The 23,100-nt window shown below is 47.3% G+C and carries 22 protein-coding genes; 21 read left to right on the forward strand and 1 reads right to left on the reverse strand.

Features of this window, described 5'->3' with window-relative positions:
- The first annotated feature begins 15 nt into the window (after window positions 1-15).
- From BN1080_RS04030 to BN1080_RS04055, 6 genes are all read left to right on the forward strand, one after another.
- A complete protein-coding gene (locus BN1080_RS04030) occupies window positions 16-1,152 on the forward strand; it encodes an acyl-CoA dehydrogenase (RefSeq protein ID WP_052650663.1) in 1,137 nt (378 codons plus the stop codon).
- A 15-nt stretch (window positions 1,153-1,167) separates the two neighbouring features.
- Window positions 1,168-2,307 (forward strand): acyl-CoA dehydrogenase, encoded by a 1,140-nt coding sequence (locus BN1080_RS04035; protein ID WP_052650664.1) that lies wholly within the window; start codon window positions 1,168-1,170, stop codon window positions 2,305-2,307.
- Window positions 2,308-2,322: 15 nt separating this feature from the next.
- On the forward strand, window positions 2,323-2,964 hold the full coding sequence (locus BN1080_RS04040) for a TetR/AcrR family transcriptional regulator (protein WP_052650665.1): 642 nt from the start codon (window positions 2,323-2,325) through the stop codon (window positions 2,962-2,964).
- 6 nt (window positions 2,965-2,970) lie between these two features.
- On the forward strand, window positions 2,971-6,222 hold the full coding sequence (gene icmF, locus BN1080_RS04045) for a fused isobutyryl-CoA mutase/GTPase IcmF (RefSeq protein ID WP_052650666.1): 3,252 nt from the start codon (window positions 2,971-2,973) through the stop codon (window positions 6,220-6,222).
- Between the two features lie 621 nt (window positions 6,223-6,843).
- The gene (rpoE, locus tag BN1080_RS04050; protein ID WP_052650667.1) at window positions 6,844-7,413 is read left to right on the forward strand and encodes a DNA-directed RNA polymerase subunit delta; all 570 of its coding nucleotides are present in this window, start codon (window positions 6,844-6,846) and stop codon (window positions 7,411-7,413) included.
- A 157-nt stretch (window positions 7,414-7,570) separates the two neighbouring features.
- On the forward strand, window positions 7,571-9,166 hold the full coding sequence (locus BN1080_RS04055; protein ID WP_052650668.1) for a CTP synthase: 1,596 nt from the start codon (window positions 7,571-7,573) through the stop codon (window positions 9,164-9,166).
- 41 nt (window positions 9,167-9,207) lie between these two features.
- On the opposite strand, the gene BN1080_RS04060 is transcribed toward BN1080_RS04055, so the two are convergent.
- The gene (locus BN1080_RS04060) at window positions 9,208-9,690 is read right to left on the reverse strand and encodes a DUF2529 family protein (protein WP_052650669.1); all 483 of its coding nucleotides are present in this window, start codon (window positions 9,688-9,690) and stop codon (window positions 9,208-9,210) included.
- A gap of 172 nt (window positions 9,691-9,862) precedes the next feature.
- On the opposite strand from BN1080_RS04060, the gene BN1080_RS04065 reads away from it, so the two are divergent.
- The 15 genes from BN1080_RS04065 (at window position 9,863) to BN1080_RS04135 (ending at window position 23,027) form a co-directional block, all read left to right on the forward strand.
- On the forward strand, window positions 9,863-10,222 hold the full coding sequence (locus BN1080_RS04065; protein WP_324607150.1) for a response regulator: 360 nt from the start codon (window positions 9,863-9,865) through the stop codon (window positions 10,220-10,222).
- A gap of 85 nt (window positions 10,223-10,307) precedes the next feature.
- Window positions 10,308-11,165: a class II fructose-bisphosphate aldolase gene (locus tag BN1080_RS04070; protein WP_052650671.1), complete on the forward strand. Its 858-nt coding sequence runs from the start codon at window positions 10,308-10,310 to the stop codon at window positions 11,163-11,165.
- A 97-nt stretch (window positions 11,166-11,262) separates the two neighbouring features.
- Complete coding sequence (fsa, locus tag BN1080_RS04075) at window positions 11,263-11,925, forward strand: fructose-6-phosphate aldolase (protein WP_052650672.1); 663 nt, start codon at window positions 11,263-11,265, stop codon at window positions 11,923-11,925.
- 91 nt (window positions 11,926-12,016) lie between these two features.
- Complete coding sequence (locus BN1080_RS04080) at window positions 12,017-13,315, forward strand: UDP-N-acetylglucosamine 1-carboxyvinyltransferase (RefSeq protein WP_052650673.1); 1,299 nt, start codon at window positions 12,017-12,019, stop codon at window positions 13,313-13,315.
- 67 nt (window positions 13,316-13,382) lie between these two features.
- On the forward strand, window positions 13,383-14,348 hold the full coding sequence (glpX, locus tag BN1080_RS04085; protein ID WP_052654387.1) for a class II fructose-bisphosphatase: 966 nt from the start codon (window positions 13,383-13,385) through the stop codon (window positions 14,346-14,348).
- A 124-nt stretch (window positions 14,349-14,472) separates the two neighbouring features.
- The gene (rho, locus tag BN1080_RS04090; protein WP_052650674.1) at window positions 14,473-15,756 is read left to right on the forward strand and encodes a transcription termination factor Rho; all 1,284 of its coding nucleotides are present in this window, start codon (window positions 14,473-14,475) and stop codon (window positions 15,754-15,756) included.
- Between the two features lie 153 nt (window positions 15,757-15,909).
- A complete protein-coding gene (gene rpmE, locus BN1080_RS04095) occupies window positions 15,910-16,125 on the forward strand; it encodes a 50S ribosomal protein L31 (protein WP_036809761.1) in 216 nt (71 codons plus the stop codon).
- Between the two features lie 166 nt (window positions 16,126-16,291).
- Complete coding sequence (locus BN1080_RS04100; protein WP_052650675.1) at window positions 16,292-16,885, forward strand: thymidine kinase; 594 nt, start codon at window positions 16,292-16,294, stop codon at window positions 16,883-16,885.
- 237 nt (window positions 16,886-17,122) lie between these two features.
- Window positions 17,123-18,196: a peptide chain release factor 1 gene (gene prfA / locus BN1080_RS04105; RefSeq protein ID WP_052650676.1), complete on the forward strand. Its 1,074-nt coding sequence runs from the start codon at window positions 17,123-17,125 to the stop codon at window positions 18,194-18,196.
- Complete coding sequence (prmC, locus tag BN1080_RS04110; protein WP_052650677.1) at window positions 18,189-19,046, forward strand: peptide chain release factor N(5)-glutamine methyltransferase; 858 nt, start codon at window positions 18,189-18,191, stop codon at window positions 19,044-19,046. Before prfA ends, prmC begins: the two co-directional genes overlap by 8 nt.
- Before the next feature lie 90 nt (window positions 19,047-19,136).
- Window positions 19,137-20,129 (forward strand): L-threonylcarbamoyladenylate synthase, encoded by a 993-nt coding sequence (locus BN1080_RS04115; protein WP_052650678.1) that lies wholly within the window; start codon window positions 19,137-19,139, stop codon window positions 20,127-20,129.
- Between the two features lie 24 nt (window positions 20,130-20,153).
- On the forward strand, window positions 20,154-20,597 hold the full coding sequence (locus BN1080_RS04120) for a low molecular weight protein arginine phosphatase (protein WP_052650679.1): 444 nt from the start codon (window positions 20,154-20,156) through the stop codon (window positions 20,595-20,597).
- Between the two features lie 164 nt (window positions 20,598-20,761).
- Window positions 20,762-21,199, forward strand: a complete 438-nt coding sequence (gene rpiB, locus BN1080_RS04125) for a ribose 5-phosphate isomerase B (protein ID WP_052650680.1) — start codon at window positions 20,762-20,764, stop codon at window positions 21,197-21,199.
- A 21-nt stretch (window positions 21,200-21,220) separates the two neighbouring features.
- Window positions 21,221-21,805 (forward strand): TIGR01440 family protein, encoded by a 585-nt coding sequence (locus BN1080_RS04130; protein WP_052650681.1) that lies wholly within the window; start codon window positions 21,221-21,223, stop codon window positions 21,803-21,805.
- Entirely contained in the window at window positions 21,792-23,027 is a 1,236-nt protein-coding gene (locus BN1080_RS04135) for a serine hydroxymethyltransferase (protein ID WP_052650682.1), read from the forward strand. Before BN1080_RS04130 ends, BN1080_RS04135 begins: the two co-directional genes overlap by 14 nt.
- The last annotated feature ends 73 nt before the right edge of the window (window positions 23,028-23,100 follow it).

Below are 23,100 nucleotides of genomic sequence, written 5' to 3' on the forward strand. Positions count from 1 at the left end.
TTAGGGGGAACAGCAATGGATTTGCGATTTACAGAAGAACAATTGATGATGCGCAATATGGTGCGTGATTTTGCAAAAGAAGAAATAGCACCATTTATCGACCGGATGGAAGAAGGGGAATTTCCCCGCGAAATCATCAAGAAAATGGGCGGACTTGGCTTGATGGGCATCACCGCACCTGAGAAATATGGCGGTTCCGATATGGACTTTACTTCTTATATCAGCGCCATTCATGAATTATCAAAAGTCAGTGCAGTTGTCGGTGTGATTTTGTCCGTCCATACGTCAGTCGGCACCAATCCGATTTTGAACTTCGGTACAGAAGAGCAGATCCAGCGCTATGTTCCGAAATTGGCTTCAGGCGAATATTTGGGGGCATTTTGCCTAACAGAACCGGCTGCCGGCTCTGATGCAGGCAGCTTAAAGACGAAAGCAGTGTTGAACGGCGATCATTACGTCTTAAACGGCTCAAAAGTATTTATCACAAACGGCGGAGAAGCGGATACATATATCGTTTTCGCGTCGACAAAACCGGAAGCGGGCTCGCGTGGAATTTCTGCATTTATTGTGGAAAAGGATTTTCCGGGCATGGTCATCGGCAAAGATGAGAAGAAAATGGGGCTTCACGGTTCACGGACAGTGCAGCTGACATTCGATAATATGAAAGTGCCGGTTGAGAATTTGCTGGGTACGGAGAATAAAGGCTTCAGCATCGCGATGGCGAATTTGAATGTCGGCCGCATCGGGATTGCGGCGCAGGCGCTGGGTATCGCAGAAGCGGCTTATGAACATGCCGTAGCTTATGCAAAAGAGCGTGTCCAGTTCGGCAAACCGATTTCACAGCAGCAAGGCGTCGGCTTTAAATTAGCTGATATGGCAACGCAAGTGGAAGCGGCGAAATTGCTGGTCTATCAGGCAGCTGACCTTTATGCACAAGGCAAAGACTGCAATAAGCAAGCTTCAATGGCGAAATTATTTGCATCAAAAGCGGCAATGGACGTTTCCATTGAAGCGATCCAAGTATTCGGCGGCTACGGCTATACGGAAGATTATCCGGTCGAGCGGTTGTTCCGCGACGCGAAAGTGACGGAAATCTATGAAGGCACGAGTGAAATTCAACGCATTGTCATCAGCAAGCAACTATTAAAATAATTGGGGGAAATGAAAATGAATTTTCAATTGAGCGAAGAACATGAAATGATCCGCAAAATGGTACGCGATTTCGCAAACAACGAAGTGGCGCCGACAGCTGAAGAACGCGACGAAGAAGAGCGTTTTGACCGCGAAATTTTTGACAAGATGGCAGAGCTTGGATTGACGGGGATTCCGTGGCCGGAAGAGTACGGCGGAATCGGATCGGATTATTTGGCTTACTGCATCGCGGTGGAAGAATTGTCCCGCGTCTGCGCTTCAACTGGCGTAACGCTATCAGCGCATACGTCGCTTGCCGGCTGGCCGGTATACACATTCGGAACAGAAGAACAGAAGCAGAAATACCTTCGCCCGATGGCAGAAGGTACGAAAATTGGTGCTTACGGTTTGACGGAGCCAGCTTCAGGATCGGATGCAGGCGGCATGAAAACTTCCGCGAAAGTAGACGGCGACCATTACATCTTGAACGGTTCAAAAATCTTCATCACAAACGGCGGCATTGCGGACATCTACATCGTTTTCGCGGTGACAGATCCAGAATCCAAGCATAAAGGCACGACCGCTTTCATCGTTGAAAAAGACTTTGAAGGATTCTCAGTCGGCAAAAAAGAGAAGAAACTCGGGATCCGTTCAAGCCCGACAACGGAAATCATTTTTGATAACTGCCGCGTACCGAAAGAAAACATACTGGGCGAACTTGGCCAAGGCTTTAAAATTGCGATGCAGACACTTGACGGCGGACGCAACGGAATCGCTGCCCAAGCAGTCGGAATCGCACAAGGTGCAATGGACGCTGCTATCGGCTACGCGAAAGAGCGCGAGCAATTCGGCAAACCGATTGCTGCGAACCAAGGCGTATCATTTAAATTAGCGGATATGGCGACATCAATCGAAGCTTCGCGTTTGTTGACGTACCAAGCTGCATGGCTTGAGTCGAACAAACTTTCATACAGCAAAGAATCGGCAATGGCGAAATTGATGGCTGGAGATACAGCGATGAAAGTAACGGTTGAAGCGGTGCAAGTATTCGGCGGCTACGGCTATACAAAAGACTATCCGGTAGAACGTTTTATGCGTGATGCGAAAATCACTCAAATCTACGAAGGCACACAGGAAATCCAGCGTTTGGTCATTTCCCGTATGGTCACTAAATAACCGGAGGGCTGCTCTATGAACAAAAAGCGTGAAATTCAGTCCTCCGTAAAAGACGAAAGCCTGATTGAAAAGCGCCGTGCACAGATGATCCGCGGCGCTGTCACGCTTTTTAAAGAAAAAGGCTTTCACCGGACGACGACGAGAGAAATTGCCAAAGCTTCAGGTTTCAGCATCGGCACACTCTATGAATACATTCGCACGAAAGAAGATGTCCTGTATCTGGTGTGCGACTCGATCTACGACGAAGTGCATGCACGGCTCGATGCGCTCGACGTTGATACAGGTTCGCTGGATGTACTGATTACGGCAATCGAACATTATTACAGCTTAATCGATGATATGCAGGACGAATACGTGGTCATGTACCAGGAATCGAAATCGCTGCCAAAAGATGCGCTTCGCTACGTGCTGGATAAAGAAATGGAAATGGTGTCTCTATTTGAACGGTTGCTTACAGAGTGTGCGGACAGCGGAGAAATCGCCATGGCGCCGAAAGAAATTAAACTGGCGGCCAATCATTTATTCGTCCAGGGCCAGATGTGGGCATTCCGCCGCTGGGCACTTAGGGATTATACGATTCAGGAATTCATCGAGCTTCAAACGAAATTTCTGCTGCAGGGGATGGCAGGGGAAAAAACTACGCTACGGGGGGGTTAATAGATTATGGCGACAATTCAAGAAGAAACGAAATACAAGCCGCAAAATCATGTTCGCTTTGTCACGGCATCCAGCCTTTTTGACGGACACGACGCATCGATCAACATCATGCGCCGCATTTTGCAGGCAAGCGGGGCTGAAGTGATCCACTTAGGCCATAACCGTTCGGTCGAAGAAGTGGTCAATGCAGCCATCCAGGAAGACGTTCAAGGAATCTGCATTTCCTCTTATCAGGGCGGCCATATGGAATACTTTAAATACATGTACGATTTGCTGCAGGAAAAAGGCGCTGGCCACATCCGCATTTACGGCGGTGGAGGCGGCGTTATCCTTCCGCGCGAAATCAAAGAATTGGAAGAGTACGGCATTGCCGGCATCTTCTCGCCTGAAGACGGCCGCAAACTGGGCCTTGAAGGCATGATTCTGGAAATCGTCAAAGAATGCGATTTCTCGACGATCAAAGAGACGCCTGCTTTTGATGTGATTTCAGCTGACGAACCCGTCGCTTTGGCGAACTTGATCACGGCAGCCGAAGAAGCACACACACGTGAGCTGGATACCGATAAATTGCTTCAGGCAGTACGTGCTCAAACGAAGAATACGCCAGTCCTCGGCATCACCGGAACAGGCGGCGCTGGAAAATCTTCTTTAACGGATGAACTGATCCGCCGTTTCCTGTCTGAACTTCCGGATAAGAAAATCGCGATTCTCTCAATCGATCCGACGAAACAAAAAACGGGCGGTGCTTTGCTTGGCGACCGGATTCGCATGAATGCGATCTTCAATAAACGCGTCTTCATGAGAAGTTTGGCGACCCGCGGTTCAAGAACTGAAATCTCCAGCGCATTAGGCGATGTCCTCGATGTCGTCAAAGCGGCAGATTTCGATTTGATCGTGGTGGAAACAAGCGGAATCGGGCAAGGGGATGCGGAAATCGCTAATTTCTCCGATGTTTCCATGTACGTCATGACAAGCGAATTCGGGGCGCCGACGCAGCTTGAGAAAATCGATATGATCGATTACGCAGATTTGATTGTCATCAATAAATTCGAGCGCAAAGGTTCAGAAGATGCGCTTCGCCAAGTGCAAAAGCAGTTCCAGCGCAGCCATCTGTTGTGGGATAAGGAATTGGACGAAATGCCGGTATTCGGCACGATCGCAAGCCAGTTCAACGACAAAGGCACAAACTCGCTTTTTGCGGCGCTCGTGCACACTGTCAACGAAAAATGCGGCACAGATTGGACAACGGATTACGACCAATTCGTCAAAACGCAAAAAGAGAACTTGATCATTCCGAATAACCGCCGCTACTATTTGCGCGAAATTACGGATACGGTCCGCAATTACCATGCGAAAACTCAGGCACAGGCAGCATTTGCCCGCCGTTTGTTCCAATTGGAAGGCGCCATCGAAGCGGTCAAAGAAAAAGCGCCGGATGATGCATTGGTCGAGTCGCTTCAATCACTCGCATATGGCGTTCGCGACGAATTGACGGCGGAATCCAAACGCATTCTGGAAAACTGGAAACAGTTGAAAGAAGCGTATGCCGGCGACGAGTTCGTCACTACGGTCCGCGACAAGGAAATCCGCACGATCTTACGTACGGAGAGCTTATCCGGATTGAAGATCCCGAAAGTCGTCTTGCCGAAATTCGAAGACTATGGCGAGATTTTAAAATGGGTTTATTTGGAAAATGTTCCGGGTTCATTCCCTTACACAGCTGGAGTATTCCCGTTCAAACGGGAAGGCGAAGATCCGAAACGCCAGTTTGCGGGTGAAGGGACGCCTGAACGGACAAATAAACGCTTCCATTATTTGTCGAAAGACGATGATGCGAAACGCTTATCGACGGCTTTTGATTCCGTAACGCTTTACGGCGAAGATCCAGACCACCGTCCGGACATCTACGGAAAAGTCGGCGAGTCGGGCGTGTCGATCTGTACATTGGATGACATGAAGAAATTATATGCAGGCTTTGATTTGTGTGCACCGTCCACTTCGGTCTCGATGACGATCAACGGGCCGGCGCCGATCATTTTGGCAATGTTCATGAACACGGCGATTGATCAGCAAGTGAAAATAAACGAAGAGAAATTCGGTCGTCCATTGACGCTGGAAGAGTTCACGGAAGTCCGTGAATCGACGCTTCAAGTGGTCCGCGGAACGGTTCAAGCGGATATCCTAAAAGAAGACCAAGGCCAGAATACATGCATCTTCTCGACGGAATTCGCGCTTCGCATGATGGGCGACATCCAGCAGTATTTCATCGACCATAAAGTGCGCAACTACTATTCGGTATCGATTTCCGGCTACCACATTGCGGAAGCGGGAGCGAACCCGATTTCACAGCTGGCGTTCACGTTGTCAAACGGCTTCACGTACGTGGAATATTACTTGAGCCGCGGCATGAACATCGATGATTTTGCTCCGAACTTGTCGTTCTTCTTCTCGAACGGGCTGGATCCGGAATATACGGTGATCGGACGCGTCGCACGCCGCATTTGGGCAGTCGTGATGCGCGACAAATATGGCGCAAACGAACGCAGCCAGAAACTGAAATACCATGTGCAGACTTCAGGACGCAGCCTTCATGCACAGGAAATCGACTTCAACGATATCCGTACGACGCTGCAGGCATTGATGGCGCTGCAGGATAACTGCAACTCGCTTCACACCAATGCCTACGATGAAGCGATTACGACACCGACAGAAGAATCGGTGCGCCGCGCAATGGCAATCCAAATGATCATCACAAAAGAGCATGGCTTGTCGAAAAACGAAAATCCGCTGCAAGGTGCGTTCATCATCGAAGAAATGACGCAGCTGGTTGAAGAAGCGGTATTGCAGGAATTCGACCGCATCAACGACCGCGGCGGCGTTCTTGGCGCAATGGAAACGCAATACCAGCGCGGCAAGATCCAGGAAGAATCCATGCATTACGAAATGAAGAAACACACAGGCGAGTTGCCGATCATCGGTGTCAACACCTACTTGAATCCGAATCCGCAAAGCGATGACGATATCAATGCGATGGAAATTGCCCGGGCAACGACGGAAGAAAAAGAAACGCAAATTGCCAACTTGCGCGCGTTCCAGGAACGCAATGCTTCCGAAGAAGCGCTGAATCGCTTGAAGCACGCAGCGAAATCCGGCGGCAACATCTTCGAAGAATTGATGGAAACTGTAAAAGTCGCTAGCCTTGGCCAAATCACGACAGCGCTATACGAAGTCGGCGGGCAGTATAGACGGAATATGTGATAGGAAAAGCGGAATCGGCCGTTCAGCTCCGACAGGCATAAGACGGACCGCGAGGAGGCTGTTGCCGCCGCAGTGGGCTGGCTTATGACCCGAAGAGCTAGGCACTTGCAACTAGACAAGGAAAAGCGGAATCGGCCGTTCAGGGCTGGATTACGAAAAAAGGTTCGCGGAGCATCCGCGAACCTTTTTTAGTGGGATAAAACTAAACAGTTTTTGCCGTTAAGATGGAATACGCGCGCTCAAACCGATTTGCGCGCGTTCAGCCGAATTTTGCGGTTTTCTAGCCGGAAGCAAGCGAATTTATTCACTGCCCGGGAGGACTGCGAGTCGATAAGGAGGGCTATTTTCTGTATAATAGAAGAAAGTTGACCGTAGAAAACAAAAAGGATGATCATCCATGTCGAAATATGCGCACTATCTCATCATCTTCCTCTGCCTCATCCTTACTTTCTTTCTCTACAACAAGGCGCTCGGATCAATTCCCTTTTTGATCTTGTCGTTATACTTGTTTTATTTCGGCTGGAGGCAGCTGGGGAGCAGAAAAAAGAAAACACGGTAGCGGAGCGCAACTACTTTGTATATAATGAATTAAGTTAAGATAGAAGAAGGGACGTGCACAGATTGAAAATCCGTGAATTATCAAAAGAAGAATTAGTGGAAGAGTCGTTTGTCGACTTAGCCTATGCACTTTTAGAAGAAACACACGAAACAAAAACTTATCCGGAGATTGTTGCAGAAATTGAACAATTGCTCGGTTTATCTAAAGAGGATATGAAAAAACGTCTGGCTCAGTTCTACACAGACATGAATATTGACGGCCGCTTCTTGATCTTGGGCGAAAACCGTTGGGGCCTTCGCGAGTGGTACCCGGTTGAGCAGATCGAAGAAGAGTCGGCGCCGACAGTTAAGGCACGCAAGAAAAAAGCGAAAGTCGCAGACGACGACGGCTTTGATGATTTGGATCTGGAACTTGAAGATGAATTGGAATTCGACGACTTCGATGAAAGCGATGACGACGATGATGAGGAAGACGACGATGACGCGGATGAACTATTGAAAGTTCCGGAAGTGGAAGTCCTTGATTTCGACGTGGAAGATGAAGACGATGACAATGACGGCGTCCTTGTAGAAGATTTGGACGGCAACATCATTGATGAAGAAGATGAAGATGAGGAAGATGATCTGAAGTAATCAGAACATTTTTTTACCTTGACTTATGCGGTGAGACTGGATAAGATTTTACTGGGCTCCTTAAAATAGGAGACATGATTTATACAGTTTACGCGCTCCCTCTGCACTTGCAGGCGGGGCGCTTTTTATTTTTTAAAAATTAGAGGAGGAAGCAGGCATGACAAAGTATATATTTGTGACTGGCGGCGTTGTATCGTCATTGGGAAAAGGGATTACCGCCGCGTCGCTTGGGCGTTTATTGAAAAATAGAGGGTTGAACGTGACGATCCAAAAATTTGATCCATACATCAACATTGATCCCGGGACGATGAGCCCGTACCAGCACGGGGAAGTGTTCGTAACAGACGATGGCGCGGAAACGGATTTGGATCTAGGGCATTACGAGCGTTTCATCGACATCAATTTAAATAAATACTCTAACGTAACGACAGGGAAAGTATACTCAACTGTTATCCAAAAAGAACGCCGCGGCGATTATTTGGGCGGAACAGTTCAAGTGATTCCGCATATCACAAACGAAATCAAAGATCGCTTGCTGCGCGCTGCGAAAACAGCGAAAGCGGATGTGGTCATCACTGAAATCGGTGGAACTGTCGGGGATATCGAATCGCTTCCGTTCCTTGAAGCTATTCGCCAAATGCGTTCAGATCTTGGACGGGAAGAAGTCATGTACATCCATTGTACGTTGATCCCCTACCTGGGCGCTGCGAAGGAAATGAAAACGAAGCCGACGCAGCACAGCGTAAAAGAATTGCGCAGCTTAGGGATTCAGCCAAACTTGATCGTGGTCCGCACCGAACATGAAGTGCCTCAGGACATGAAAGACAAAATTGCGTTGTTCTGCGACATTAAAGCGGAAGAAGTGATCGAATCCCGCGACGTTGATGTGATCTACGAAATGCCGCTTCGCTTGAAAGAACAGAACATGGACCAGATCGTCCTGGACCATTTCGGCATCGAAGCGCCGGAAGCGGATATGGGCGAATGGATTGAACTGGTCGAAAAAGTGAAATCCTTATCGAAGAAAGTGCGCATCGGCCTTGTCGGGAAATACGTGGAACTTCAAGATGCCTACATTTCCGTAGTGGAAGCGTTGAAACACGCCGGCTTTGCATTTGATGCAGATATCGAAGTGGATTGGATCAATGCAGAGCACATTAACGCTGAAAACGTGGAAGAGAAACTCGGAAACTGCGACGGCATCCTGGTTCCGGGCGGATTTGGAGACCGCGGAGTCGAAGGGAAAATCGTGGCGACCAAATACGCACGCGAAAACAATGTGCCGTTCTTCGGAATCTGCCTTGGCATGCAATTGGCTTCAGTCGAATTTGCACGCAGCATCATGAACTTTGACGACGCCCATTCATCTGAGCTGGATCCGAAAACTTCATATCCGGTCATCGATCTTCTTCCGGAACAAAAAGACATTGAAGATTTAGGCGGAACGCTTCGCCTTGGCCTGTACCCGGCGAAATTGGAAGTGGGTTCAAAAGCGCATGAAGCATACGGCGAAGAAATTGTTTACGAACGCCATCGCCACCGCTACGAATTCAATAACGAATACCGTGAGCAATTCGAAGCAGCCGGCTTTAAATTCTCCGGCACGAGCCCGGATGGCCGCCTCGTGGAAATTATTGAAGTTGCAGACCATCCTTGGTTTGTCGCTTGCCAATTCCATCCGGAGTTCATCTCGCGTCCGAACCGTCCGCAGCCGCTCTTCAGAGAGTTTGTTAGAGCTTCTTTAAATAACTAAACCCAAAAATCCTCCCCGGGAAATTTCCCGGGGAGGATTTTTTATTCGGCGAGCATTTCGTCGATGATCAGTTTGACAGCGTGGTAAATAAACAAGGCACCCATTGCATAAGGAACCAACGTGCGCCCGCCGTCGTCTGTAGGAATAAGGCCCTTGGAAATGCCGAGTGAAATGAACGCATCGGCTTCTAGCTCTCTTGCAACGCCCGTCACCATGGCAAACGGAATACCTGCATCGTTCAAGCGTCCAGCCAGTTCATCGCCTTCATCATTCGGGGCCAGAATCCATACACGGTCTGCGCTCGTCAGAATGCTGTCAGGCTTCCAATCGATGGCGCTTGCAAGCGGTTCAACGCCGTTTAGCGCCGTCTCGACAACGGCTTTCATTTCACCGAAAGCTGCGAGAAAGATGTTCCCTTCGCCGACTGCAGCTTGCGCCAACACTCTTGCCGTGTCTTCAACAGCTTCTTCCTGCTTTGCCAGGCGCTGAAGCAGCCCGGCGGTTTGAGTAGCCAACATTTTCATTTCCTTCACCTCTCTTTTCATTATAGCCAAACAAAAGAAAAGATTAAGCTTTCCGGCTGTCCAAATCCAAAATGGCTAAAAAAGAACTGGAAAGTATTGGTGGAAATAAAAGCGGCGATTCAGTAGAATGAAATTAGAGTGGAGAAAGCTGGAAGAGAAGGGAGCAATGCGGTTGAAAACGATATTGATTGTAGATGACCAGATGGGAATCCGTCTTTTATTGAATGAAGTATTTAAAAAAGAGGGGTACGATACCTTGACGGCTGCAAATGGCAACCAAGCCCTTCAAACGGCAGACGAAAAGCAATTGGATATCGTCTTGCTCGATATGAAAATTCCAGGAATGGACGGCATTGAAATCTTAAAGAATTTAAAGCAGATCCAGCCGGACGTCCAAGTCATCATGATGACCGCTTACGGCGAACTGGACCTGATCGAAGAATCAATCACCAACGGAGCATCCTGTTATTTTACAAAACCGTTCGATGTATTCGAGATACGCGAAGCTGTAAAGCAATTGTTAGCAGACTGATACACGCAGAAGTGGCGAAAGCACAGCGTTTTTGGTATAGTATAAAGGATATTTGGATAAGAGTAGAGCTTAGGAGGAATTGTGAATGGCATTAGTTTCAATGAAAGATATGATGATCAAAGGGAAACAGGAAGGTTATGCAATCGGTCAATTCAATTTGAATAACCTCGAGTTTACCCAAGCAATTTTACAAGCTGCACAAGAAGAAAACTCGCCGGTAATTTTAGGCGTATCTGAAGGGGCAGCGCGTTATATGGGCGGTTTCACCACTGTAGTACATATGGTGAAAGGCTTAATGCATGATTACAAAATTACAGTGCCAGTGGCGATTCACCTAGATCACGGTTCTAGCTTTGAAAAATGCAAAGAAGCGATTGATGCTGGATTTACATCTGTCATGATTGATGCTTCGCATCACCCATTCGAAGAAAACGTCGAAATCACAAAACAAGTGGTAGAGTACGCGCATCAGCACAACGTTTCTGTTGAAGCGGAGCTTGGAACTGTAGGCGGCCAGGAAGACGATGTCATCGCTGACGGCGTGATCTACGCAGATCCGCAGGAATGCAAGCAGCTCGTCGACCAGACAGGCATCGATTGTTTAGCGCCAGCTCTAGGATCTGTCCACGGACCTTATAAAGGCGAACCGAATTTAGGTTTTAAAGAAATGGAAGAAATCTCTCAACTATGTGATGTTCCGCTTGTCTTGCACGGCGGCACAGGCATTCCGACAAAAGACATTCAACGTTCTGTATCACTTGGAACAGCGAAAATCAACGTCAATACAGAAAACCAGATTGCGTCTGCGAAAGCGGTCCGCGAAGCATTGGCTAAAGACGCGGAAATGTATGATCCGCGCAAATACTTGACGCCGGCACGCGATGCAATCAAAGCGACAGTCATCGGCAAAATGCGTGAATTCGGAAGTTCGAACAAAGCGTAATCGATTGACCGGCAAAACCATAAACTAAAACTGGGAAAGGGAGAAGCGTCCGAGTGGTCTCTTCTTCCTTTTTCCAAATTACAGGAGGAAAACAACAATGAAATTTTTTATTGATACAGCAAACTTCGAAGAAATCAAAGAAGCGCATTCATGGGGCATCCTTTCAGGCGTAACGACAAACCCGTCCCTAGTGGCGAAAGAGAAAAACGTTTCTTTCCATGACCGCTTAAAAGAAATCGCAGCTTTGGTCGACGGTTCAATCAGCGGCGAAGTTATCGCACTTGATGCAGAGGGCATGATCAAAGAAGGCCGTGAACTGGCTGCACTTGCGCCAAACATCACGGTGAAATTGCCAATGACTCCAGACGGCTTAAAAGCTTGTTCAACGCTTGCAGCAGAAGGCATCAAAGTGAACGTTACGTTGATTTTCAGCGCTAACCAAGCTCTTCTTGCAGCTCGTGCCGGTGCTTCATATGTTTCTCCTTTCCTTGGGCGCTTAGATGATATCGGACATAACGGCATGGATTTGATTGCGACAATTGCAGATATTTTTGCTATCCATGACATCAAAGCCGAAATCATTGCCGCTTCAATCCGCCATCCGCAGCACGTAACGGACGCAGCTCTAAACGGTGCCCATATCGGAACGATGCCGATCAAAGTCATGCAGCAAATGTTCAAGCACCCATTGACTGACAAAGGCATCGAAGCATTCTTGGCAGATTGGGAAAAACGCTCAGTTGAAGAAGAAGCGAAATAAAACGGCACGGCAATCAAATTTCAAGAATTAGCAGGCCATTTGTTTAAATCCTGCTGATTCTCGAAGTAAGGCAAAGGAGAAATTAGATCTGATGGATGTATATAAAGTAAAAGGCGGTAAACGCTTGTCGGGCACGATTAAAGTGAATGGCGCAAAAAACAGTGCAGTGGCTTTGATTCCTGCATCAATTTTAGCGAATTCACCCGTGCAAATCGAAGGTTTACCGGAAATTTCTGACGTCTGGACACTGAAAAATATTCTTGAAGAGATCGGTGGGGAAGTTTCTTTCGAAGACGGAACCATGAACATCGATCCGACCAATATGGTTGATATCCCTCTGCCAAACGGAAACGTTAAAAAACTCCGTGCTTCCTATTACATGATGGGCGCTATGCTTGGACGGTTCAAGCATGCAGCCATCGGTTTGCCGGGCGGATGCTTTTTAGGGCCTCGTCCAATCGATCAGCACATCAAAGGGTTTGAAGCGCTTGGAGCGAAAGTTACAAACGAACACGGCGCGATTTATTTGCGTGCAGATGAGCTTCGCGGAGCGAAAATCTATCTGGATGTGGTGAGTGTTGGCGCGACGATCAATATCATGTTGGCGGCAGTGCTTGCAAAAGGGCAGACCGTTATCGAAAATGCGGCTAAAGAACCCGAAATCATTGATGTTGCTACTTTACTGACGAATATGGGAGCGAAAATCAAAGGGGCCGGCACCAATGTAATCCGGATTGACGGTGTTGAAGAATTGCATGGCACAAACCATACGATCATTCCAGACCGTATTGAAGCCGGTACATTCATGATCATGGCAGCAGCCGTTGGAGATGGCATCACGATCGATAACGTTATTCCCTTCCATATGGAAGCTTTAACCGCGAAACTGCGTGAAATGGGTGTGGACGTGCAAGAAGGCGAAGAATCCATTTACATTCCAAAAGCTGAAAAACTGCAGGCGATTGATGTGAAAACGCTTGTGTACCCTGGATTCGCAACCGATCTGCAGCAGCCGTTCTCTGTATTGATGACACAGGCAACCGGCTCCTCGATGATTACCGATACAATTTATTCGGCTCGTTTCAAACATATCGATGAACTTCGCCGCATGAATGCAAGTGGGCGTGTGGAAGGCCGGGCTGCAATTATTACCGGGCCGACGCCATTGACTTCCGCTACTGTTGTAGCATCTGATTTGCGTGCCGGTGCGGCATTGATCATCGCTGGTTTGCTGGCTGATGGCGAAACTGAAATCCGTGAAATTTACCATATCGAACGCGGCTATTCTGCGATTGTCCAAAAATTGCAGGGGCTGGGTGCTGATATCCGCCGAGAAACGATCGATCCTGTCAGCAGCGCAAAATCTGATTTCGGACACAGCGCGAATTGACTTCTTTTTGGCTGATGTAAAAAGGCTGCAAAAAATGAACAACTAGCTGAACTGGAGGAAATGAATGATGGAACGAAGTTTATCAATGGAATTGGTGCGCATTACAGAAGCGGCAGCTATTGCATCTTCAAAGTGGATGGGCCGTGGACTGAAGAACGAAGCTGACGATGCAGCGACTACTGCAATGAGAAATGTATTTGATACGATTCCGATGCGCGGAGTCGTCGTCATTGGCGAAGGCGAAATGGATGAAGCTCCGATGCTGTATATCGGTGAAGAACTCGGAACGGGTCAAGGTCCGGAAGTGGACGTGGCAGTCGATCCTTTGGAAGGAACGAATATTGTCGCAGCCGGGGGCTGGAACGCTCTTGCGGTATTGGCGATCGCCGACCGCGGAAATTTATTGAATGCACCGGATATGTACATGGAAAAAATCGCAGTGGGTCCTGAATCAGTTGGCAAAATTGATATTAACGCACCCGTCATCGAGAATCTCCGGGCGGTGGCAAAAGCGAAAAACAAAGACATAGAAGACTTGGTGGCGACAGTGATGAACCGTCCGCGGCATGATCAAATCATTCATGAAATCCGCGAAGCCGGAGCCCGGATCAAACTGATCGACGACGGCGACGTGGCTGGTGCCATCAATACGGCTTTTGACCAGACTGGCGTCGATATTCTCTTTGGAATTGGCGGCGCACCGGAAGGCGTGATCGCTGCAGTCGGCCTGAAATGCCTCGGCGGCGAATTGCAGGGCAAACTATTGCCGCAAAACGAAGAAGAAGCACAGCGCTGCATCGATATGGGAATCGACGTTACGAAAGTCCTGAAAATGGACGACTTAGTAAAAGGCGACGATGCGATATTTGCTGCAACAGGTGTAACGGACGGCGAATTGCTTCGCGGCGTTCAACTAAAAGGCGGTTTTGCAGAAAGCCACACTTTAGTTATGCGTGCGAAATCAGGAACTGTCCGCTTTATCGAAGGCCGTCACAGCTTGAAGAAAAAACCGAATCTTGTCATGCACGATTAATGATCCTGCTTCTCAATGGGTCCGGCTCTATGCCGGACTCCTTCTTTAAAGATCTTCCAATCATTGCAACGACTGATCCTCAACAAATTAACCCTAAAAAATGACTAAGAGTGGTGTCTGACACATGACAACGATAACAATTTCCGCATTGGAAAATATGACGCTAAAAGAACTTTATAATTTAGCAAAAGAATATAAATTGACGAATTACAGCAAATTGACGAAAAAAGAATTGATTTTTGCTATTTTGAAAACCCGTGCGGAACAAGAAGGATTTTTCTTCATGGAAGGCGTGCTAGAAATCATCCAGTCCGAAGGCTTTGGTTTCTTGCGCCCGATCAATTACTCGCCAAGTTCTCAGGACATCTATATTTCCGCGTCGCAAATCCGCCGCTTCGATTTGAGAAATGGCGATAAAGTTTCAGGGAAAGTCCGTCCGCCAAAAGAAAATGAACGTTATTTCGGATTGCTGCAAGTCGAAGCCGTGAACGGCGAAGATCCGGAAGTCGCAAAAGAACGCGTCCATTTCCCTGGTTTGACGCCGCTTTACCCGGATCGCCATATCCGTCTGGAAACGTCGCCTAAACATTTATCAACACGAATCATGGATTTGGTTGCCCCAGTCGGATTTGGGCAGCGCGGATTGATTGTCGCTCCGCCGAAAGCCGGCAAAACGATGCTATTGAAAGAAATCGCCAATTCCATCACGACCAACCATCCGGAAGCGGAATTGATTGTGCTGTTGATTGATGAGCGTCCGGAAGAGGTGACCGATATTGAACGGTCCGTCAATGCCGATGTGGTTTCTTCCACATTCGATGAAGTTCCGGAAAATCATGTAAAAGTGGCTGAACTTGTATTAGAGCGAGCAATGCGCTTGGTCGAACACAAGCGGGATGTTATCATATTAATGGATTCCATCACACGTCTGGCGAGAGCATATAATTTGGTCATTCCTCCAAGTGGGCGTACACTATCAGGAGGGATTGATCCAGCCGCTTTTCACCGGCCGAAACGATTCTTCGGAGCCGCCCGCAATATTGAAGAAGGCGGCAGTTTGACGATTCTTGCGACAGCATTAGTCGATACCGGTTCACGGATGGATGAAGTCATCTACGAAGAATTTAAAGGAACGGGCAACATGGAATTGCATTTGGACCGCAGTTTAGCGGAACGCCGCATTTTCCCGGCGCTCGATATCCGCCGTTCAGGAACGCGGAAAGAAGAATTGCTCATCGGAGCCGATCAGCTCGATAAGCTTTGGACGATCCGCAAAACTTTCTCGGATTCACCGGATTTCGGGGAGCGTTTCTTGAAAAAGCTCGGCCAAACAAAATCCAATGAAGAATTTTTTGAACAGCTTAACAGCGAATTGAAAGCTCATCGAAGCACTAAAAAGATGATCTAATTAGTTGCAAACAAGCGAAAGATTTGTTATGATTATGAGAGTGAATTAAAACAGTGCTATTGCATATATGGCCTAAAGAGCCATGTAAGGCAATAGTCAAAATAGATTATTAAACTCTGTTCCAGATGGTTCAGGGCGGGAGGAGAAACAATAATGAAAACAGGTATTCATCCAGACTACAAACAAGCTACAGTAACTTGCTCTTGCGGGAATTCTTTCACAACAGGTTCTGTAAAAGAAAACATCAACGTCGAGCTTTGCTCTGAATGTCATCCATTCTACACTGGACGTCAGAAATTCGCAGCAGCAGATGGCCGCGTAGACCGTTTCAACAAAAAATACGGCATCAAAGAAGAAATCAACCAGTAATAGTAAAGAATATACCTGCTTTGCGCGAAAACGCGAAGCAGGTATTTTTTCGTTTAAAGACACATTTTGAGCGTTAAATCTTTTACATAATGGAGAAAAAAGCAGTAATTCAGCCCGATTTTGGGTATGATGAATAATGATAAAGTTGTTTGAAAGGGGCTTATTTATGTACGTTATGAAACAATCCGGTTGGGTTGAACTGATTTGCGGAAGCATGTTTTCAGGGAAATCAGAAGAGTTGATCCGCCGTGTGCGCCGCGCACAATTTGCCAAACAAAAGATTGCAGTTTTTAAACCGAAAATCGATGACCGCTACAGCAAAGAAGCGGTTGTTTCCCATAATGGCGCAACAGTGATTGCCTTGCCGATTCAGCATTCAAAGGAAATCTGGGACTATATCTCCGATGATTTCGACGTAATCGCTATTGATGAAGCTCAATTCTTCGATGAACAGATCATTGAGAATGTCCAGAAATTAGCAGACCACGGATTTCGTGTAATTGTTGCCGGTTTAGACCAGGATTTCAGAGGACGTCCATTCGGGCCGATGCCGATTCTATTGTCGATCGCCGAACAAGTGACAAAACTTCAAGCCGTTTGCACCGTTTGCGGATCTCCAGCAAGCCGGACGCAGCGCCTGATTGACGGCAAGCCCGCTGGTTCTGACGACCCGACCATATTAGTCGGCGCTTCAGAAGCCTATGAGCCCCGCTGCCGCCATCACCATGAAGTGCCTGCTGGCGTGACAGTGGCGAAATAGCTTATTTTGGAAGCTTCCTAAACAAGGTGAAACTATTTTTTTGCCCGTTATATTAATTAAATCGTTATATAAGTTGAACTAATGATTTGTACAAACCGATATTCCGCAAAACAGCTGGGCTTGCCGGGGACATGCGCTAAGCCGTATCCATAGCGCCGAAGCGGTGTATAAATGCTACTTCTTTCATCCAACTTATATAGTTTAAGTATAAATATGTGAATTAGAGGTGAAGCAGCAATGTTCGATAGATTACAAGCAGTAGAAGACAGGTACGACCGCTTAAATGAGTTATTAAGCGACCCGGCGATTGTCAGCGATACAAACAAATTGCGCGATTACTCAAAAGAGCAGTCGGATTTGCAGGAAACAGTGGAAGCATACCGCGAATACAAAGAAATCACTTCCCAGTTGAATGATGCAAAAGCGATGTTCGATGAGAAGCTTGATGCCGAGATGCGTGAAATGGTCAAAGAAGAAGTGAACGAATTGGAAGCGCAAGCGAAAGCGATTGAAGACCGTTTACATGTATTATTGATTCCGAAAGACCCGAATGATGACAAAAACGTGATCATGGAAATCCGGGGAGCTGCCGGCGGAGACGAAGCGGCGCTGTTTGCGGGGGATCTTTACCGCATGTACAGCCGATTTGCTGAATCAAATGGCTGGAAAGTGAGCATCATGGATTCCAATCCGACAGGGCTCGGCGGATTCAAGGAATTGGTCTTCATGGTTACCGGAAAAGGCGCTTATTCAAAATTGAAATATGAAAATGGTGCCCACCGGGTGCAGCGGGTTCCGGAAACGGAATCAGGCGGCCGGATCCATACTTCGACAGCAACAGTCGCTTGCCTGCCGGAAGTGGAAGAAGTGGAAGTTGAAATCCATGACAACGACATCCGTGTCGATACCTATGCATCATCTGGTGCAGGGGGCCAGTCGGTCAACACGACAATGTCGGCTGTCCGTTTGACCCATATTCCGACCAATACAGTGGTAACGTGCCAGGATGAAAAATCCCAGATCAAGAACAAAGCGAGTGCGATGAAAGTGCTTCGTGCCCGTGTATACGATAAATTCCAACAAGAAGCGCAAGCGGAATATGATGCGGTCCGGAAATCAGCAGTCGGAACAGGCGATCGTTCTGAGCGGATCCGTACGTATAACTTCCCGCAAAACCGCGTTACAGATCACCGGATCGGCTTGACGATCCAAAAACTGGATCAGATTCTTCAAGGCAAGATGGATGAAGTCATTGATGCTTTGATCATTGAAGAGCAATCAGCCAGAATGGAAAGCTTAAACAATGACTAATAGAAAATACATTTTCGAGGCCCTCCAAGGGGCTTCTTCTTTTTTAAAGAGCAATGGCCGTGAAGAAGCGGCTGCGCGGATTATCCTCCAGCATGAGCTGGGACTCTCCCATGCAGGGCTGCTTGCTTCAATGCGCGAAGAGTTGGAAGAAGAGAAATTCCGCGAGTTTTGGGATAAAATTGAATTGCATGCATCCGGTACGCCGGTTCAGCATATAACGGGCACCGAAGAGTTTTATGGACGCTCTTTCCGAGTCAATGCGCAAGTGCTAATTCCGAGGCCGGAAACAGAAGAGCTGATTGAAGAAACTTTAAAAATAGCCGCTCGCTATTTCCCGGAAGGCAATCCTTCAATCGCGGATATAGGCACAGGTAGCGGCGTGATTGCGATCACCATGAAATGCGAGTTGCCGGCTGCGAAAGTGACAGCAACGGATATTTCAGAAGAAGCTTTAGCGGTTGCGAAAGACAATGCTAAGCGTTTGAATGCAGATGTCGCGTTTGAATCAGGAGATTTGCTGGAACCGATCAAAGAGCGGAAATGGGATATTGTATTATCCAATCCTCCGTATATCGGCTACGAAGAAGCCCCTGATTTATCGGACAGTGTACGTGATTTCGAACCTCATACTGCTTTATTTGCAGAAAATGAAGGCTTGGCATTGTATGAAAAAATGGCTGCAGGACTTCCGGAAATTGTGGATAAACCAAGCATTATCGGCTTTGAAATCGGTTATGCACAGGGAGAAGCCGTGAGAGCCTTCCTAAAAGCTGCTTTTCCGGAAGCGAATGTATATGTAAAAAAAGATATCAACAAAAAGGACCGGATGGTTTTTTGCATAAACAAATAAGTTGCTAACATATTTTAAACAGAACAGATGAAGTTATCCACGAATTGTGCATAACTTCATCAAAAACTAGTGATAATAGGAGATGTTTATATGGAAACGGAAACCATACTTGTGGATAGTAATGTGAATAAAGAAGAAACTTATTCACAGGCTGTGGAAATGCTGCAAACCGGTGAAGTTGTTGCTTTTCCGACGGAAACTGTTTATGGGCTTGGAGCGGATGCTACAAATGCAGAGGCAGTGGCAAAAATCTTTGCTGCGAAAGGGCGCCCGGCAGACAATCCATTAATCGTTCATGTGGATTCAAAAGAAAGTGCGTTGAATTACGTGCAAAATGTTGGCCCGAAAGCGATTCAATGCATGGAAACCTTCTGGCCTGGAGCACTGACGTTGATTCTGCAAACGAAACCAGGCGTTTTTGCTGAAAACGTCACAGCCAGCCTATCCACAGTTGGAATTCGAGTGCCGAACCACCCGGTAGCCTTGAATTTGCTGAAGCGTGTGAAATTGCCGATTGCGGCACCAAGTGCCAATACAAGCGGCAAGCCGAGCCCGACGTTAGCGGAGCATGTCTATCACGATATGGAAGGGACTATTCCATTGATTTTGGATGGCGGTGCGACGATGATAGGGATTGAATCGACCGTATTGGATATGACCAGTGAACCGCCGGTGATCCTTCGTCCCGGCAAGATCACAAAAAAAGATTTAGAAGCGGTGATCGGCACCGTCCGGCTGTCTTCAGAAATTCAAGGGAATATCCCCAAATCACCGGGAATGAAATATATCCATTATGCGCCTGAAGCACCGGTCTATTTGATTGAAAAGACAGACGGGCTAATAGAGAAGGCGATAGCGCATGTGCAAAATGACGGCAAAAAAGTGGCCATTCTAAGTTCGGAGAAACACCCGAGTGCGGATTATTGTTTCCCGCTTTCAGCGGAAACGCTTTATGCTAGCTTGCGCAAATGCGATCAAACGGATGCGGATTTAATTTTGGCGGCAATTTCTGCAGATGCCAATCGAAGTGAAGCGATGATGAATCGGTTAGAAAAAGCAGCTGACCATAAATGGTTCAGTTAATGATGCGAAAAGAGGGGAAGTAACATGAATATTTTCTTTGTTTGTACCGGGAATACATGCAGAAGTCCGATGGCGGAAGCCATTTTAACAGCGAAGCAACTGCCGGGTGTGGAAGTTCGTTCCGCCGGCATCTTTGCTGGAGAATCGCCGATGTCGTCCCATGCCCAAACGGTTTTAGGCGATCAAGGAATCGACTTTGCCCACACCTCTAAACAGCTGATGCCTGAAGATATGGAATGGGCAACATTGATCTTGACGATGACCGAATCGCATCGGACATTCCTGCTGCAGAATTTTCCTGAATACGCGACAAAAATCTACACATTAAAAGAATTTGCAAACGGTTCTGCAGCAGACGTCAGCGATCCGTACGGCGGCTCTTTATCCACTTATCAGTCTACGTTCAATGAACTGCACGGCCTGATCAACCAAGTGGCTGGAAAATTGAATAGAGAAATGGAGCGATAACATACAAGCCTATGCGGGTTTGTATGTTTTTTCATATAATGATGTTAAAATAAAGTGAACCATCGTTGAGGGAACTCGTGTGAACGAAAATCTCCCAGCGAAGCAAAAGTAAGTGGAATGCAGTTTGGCGTTTCGCTTTATCCGAAAAGAAAAGAGGGTTTTTAATGAAAATTGCAATCTCATCAGATCACGGCGGAAATAATCTTCGTAAAGAAATCGTCAACTTATTAAACGAACTTGGCATGGAATATCAAGATTTTGGGCCGCATACAGATGACTCGGTCGACTATCCGGATTATGCAACACCGGTTGCGGAAAGAGTCGCCAGCGGAGAATTTGACCGCGGCATCCTTATTTGCGGAACAGGAATTGGCATGTCCATTGCCGCTAACAAAGTAAAAGGCATCCGTTGCGCGCTTGTGCATGATGTATTCAGTGCAAAAGCGACAAGAGGGCATAATGATTCAAACGTTCTGGCAATGGGCGAACGCGTTATCGGCCCAGGACTCGCGCGTGAAATTGCAGAGACGTGGCTGACTGAAGAATTCGAAGGCGGACGCCACCAAAAACGCGTTCAAAAAATCTCGGATTTGGAAAAATAAAAAACTGAAGGAGTGGCTGGCATGCAACCCTTATGGCAATTACAGCTTGAAGAAGCTTTAAGTGAATTGGAGCAGGAAATTCAATTTAAAAATGGCCAAGTATTTGTCGTCGGCTGCTCAACTTCAGAAGTTGTAGGCAAACGGATCGGGACAGCTGGCGGCCTGGATATAGCCGAAAGTTTATTTGAACCTTTGCAGAATTTTGCAGACCGCCACCGGATCTTTTTGGCTTTCCAAGGATGCGAGCATATCAATCGGGCGTTGACACTCGAGCGGGAAGCAGCGGAAAAATACGGCTGGGAGCCTGTGTCAGTCGTGCCGGTGCCAAAAGCGGGCGGTTCAATGAGTGCCTTCGCTTATTCAAATTTAAAAGATCCGGTTGTCGTGGAAGAAGTGCAGGCGCATGCGGGAATCGACATCGGACAGACAATGATTGGCATGCATTTAAAAAGAGTAGCCGTTCCTGTGCGAACTTCTGTTAAACTAGTAGGAGAAGCGATTGTCTCAGCTGCAACCACTCGGCCGAAATTGATTGGCGGGGAACGCGCTAGGTACGATCGTGAGCTTGTTCAACTACAGGAGGGAATAACAGATGGAATTGATTAAGACGCAGGACCAGGCAGTTTATGAAGCAATGCAAGCGGAAAAAGAACGTCAGGAATCGAACATCGAACTTATCGCATCTGAAAACTTTGTATCACAAGCAGTGATGGACGCCCAAGGCTCAGTACTTACGAATAAGTATGCTGAAGGCTATCCAAACAAACGCTATTACGGCGGCTGCGAATATGTGGATATCGTAGAAAACATTGCTCGTGATCGCCTGAAAGAAATCTTCGGCGCGGACCATGCCAACGTACAGCCGCATTCCGGATCACAAGCCAATATGGCCGTTTATACAGCGGTTCTAGAAAAAGGCGACACGATTTTAGGGATGAACTTGAACCATGGCGGCCATTTAACGCATGGCAGCAAGGTGAATTTCAGCGGCATGCAGTATAATTTCGTTGAGTACGGGGTAACGGAAGACAATCAATTGATCGATTACGAAACCGTTCGGGAGGCCGCTCTTGAGCACAAGCCGAAAATGATTGTGGCTGGAGCAAGTGCCTACTCACGCCAGCTGGACTTTGCTAAATTCCGTGAAATCGCGGATGAAGTAGGGGCTTATTTAATGGTGGATATGGCGCATATCGCCGGATTGGTCGCAGTTGGTGCCCATCCAAACCCGGTTCCGCATGCCCATTTCGTCACATCGACCACACATAAAACTTTGCGCGGGCCTCGCGGCGGGTTGATTCTTTGCAAAGAGGAATTCGCTAAGAAAATCGATAAAACGATTTTCCCGGGAATTCAAGGCGGACCGTTAATGCACGTCATTGCTGCAAAAGCGGTTGCATTCGGCGAAGCGCAGCAGCCTGAATTTAAAACTTATATCGAACAAGTGGTGAAAAATGCCAATGAACTGGCTGAAGGATTGAAAGCTGAAGGCGTAGATATCGTCTCTGGCGGAACTGACAACCATTTGATGCTGATTGACCTTCGTTCACTCGGTCTAACCGGAAAAGTGGCGGAGCACGTATTAGATGAAGTCGGCATCACGACAAATAAAAATACGATTCCGTATGATCCGGAAAGCCCGTTTGTCACGTCAGGCATCCGTTTAGGAACGCCGGCTGTCACTTCACGCGGCTTTAAAGAACCGGAAATGTTAGAAATTGCCTCGATTATTGCATCCTTGCTGAAAAATCCTGAGGATGAAAATGCGAAAAAAGAAGCTGCTGAACGCACTGCGAAACTTACAGCTAGTTTTCCATTATACAAATAAGGGAATACAGCTGCCAAAGAGCAATTTGGGCAGCTGTATTTTTTTCCAAGATTTTTGAATAATAAAAATGCAA

This window comes from Planococcus massiliensis, from assembly GCF_000821325.1.
Taxonomy (GTDB): Bacteria; Bacillota; Bacilli; order Bacillales_A; family Planococcaceae; genus Planococcus; species Planococcus ruber.

What these genes read in the sequence shown, in the direction of transcription:
- BN1080_RS04030 (WP_052650663.1), top strand. Translation starts at nt 16, where the DNA reads ATGGATTTGCGATTTACAGAAGAACAATTGATGATGCGCAATATGGTG.
- BN1080_RS04035 (WP_052650664.1), top strand. Translation starts at nt 1,168, where the DNA reads ATGAATTTTCAATTGAGCGAAGAACATGAAATGATCCGCAAAATGGTA.
- BN1080_RS04040 (WP_052650665.1), top strand. Translation starts at nt 2,323, where the DNA reads ATGAACAAAAAGCGTGAAATTCAGTCCTCCGTAAAAGACGAAAGCCTG.
- icmF (WP_052650666.1), top strand. Translation starts at nt 2,971, where the DNA reads ATGGCGACAATTCAAGAAGAAACGAAATACAAGCCGCAAAATCATGTT.
- BN1080_RS04055 (WP_052650668.1), top strand. Translation starts at nt 7,571, where the DNA reads ATGACAAAGTATATATTTGTGACTGGCGGCGTTGTATCGTCATTGGGA.
- BN1080_RS04060 (WP_052650669.1), bottom strand. Translation starts at nt 9,690, where the DNA reads ATGAAAATGTTGGCTACTCAAACCGCCGGGCTGCTTCAGCGCCTGGCA.
- BN1080_RS04070 (WP_052650671.1), top strand. Translation starts at nt 10,308, where the DNA reads ATGGCATTAGTTTCAATGAAAGATATGATGATCAAAGGGAAACAGGAA.
- fsa (WP_052650672.1), top strand. Translation starts at nt 11,263, where the DNA reads ATGAAATTTTTTATTGATACAGCAAACTTCGAAGAAATCAAAGAAGCG.
- BN1080_RS04080 (WP_052650673.1), top strand. Translation starts at nt 12,017, where the DNA reads ATGGATGTATATAAAGTAAAAGGCGGTAAACGCTTGTCGGGCACGATT.
- glpX (WP_052654387.1), top strand. Translation starts at nt 13,383, where the DNA reads ATGGAACGAAGTTTATCAATGGAATTGGTGCGCATTACAGAAGCGGCA.
- rho (WP_052650674.1), top strand. Translation starts at nt 14,473, where the DNA reads ATGACAACGATAACAATTTCCGCATTGGAAAATATGACGCTAAAAGAA.
- rpmE (WP_036809761.1), top strand. Translation starts at nt 15,910, where the DNA reads ATGAAAACAGGTATTCATCCAGACTACAAACAAGCTACAGTAACTTGC.
- BN1080_RS04100 (WP_052650675.1), top strand. Translation starts at nt 16,292, where the DNA reads ATGTACGTTATGAAACAATCCGGTTGGGTTGAACTGATTTGCGGAAGC.
- prfA (WP_052650676.1), top strand. Translation starts at nt 17,123, where the DNA reads ATGTTCGATAGATTACAAGCAGTAGAAGACAGGTACGACCGCTTAAAT.
- prmC (WP_052650677.1), top strand. Translation starts at nt 18,189, where the DNA reads ATGACTAATAGAAAATACATTTTCGAGGCCCTCCAAGGGGCTTCTTCT.
- BN1080_RS04115 (WP_052650678.1), top strand. Translation starts at nt 19,137, where the DNA reads ATGGAAACGGAAACCATACTTGTGGATAGTAATGTGAATAAAGAAGAA.
- BN1080_RS04120 (WP_052650679.1), top strand. Translation starts at nt 20,154, where the DNA reads ATGAATATTTTCTTTGTTTGTACCGGGAATACATGCAGAAGTCCGATG.
- rpiB (WP_052650680.1), top strand. Translation starts at nt 20,762, where the DNA reads ATGAAAATTGCAATCTCATCAGATCACGGCGGAAATAATCTTCGTAAA.
- BN1080_RS04130 (WP_052650681.1), top strand. Translation starts at nt 21,221, where the DNA reads ATGCAACCCTTATGGCAATTACAGCTTGAAGAAGCTTTAAGTGAATTG.
- BN1080_RS04135 (WP_052650682.1), top strand. Translation starts at nt 21,792, where the DNA reads ATGGAATTGATTAAGACGCAGGACCAGGCAGTTTATGAAGCAATGCAA.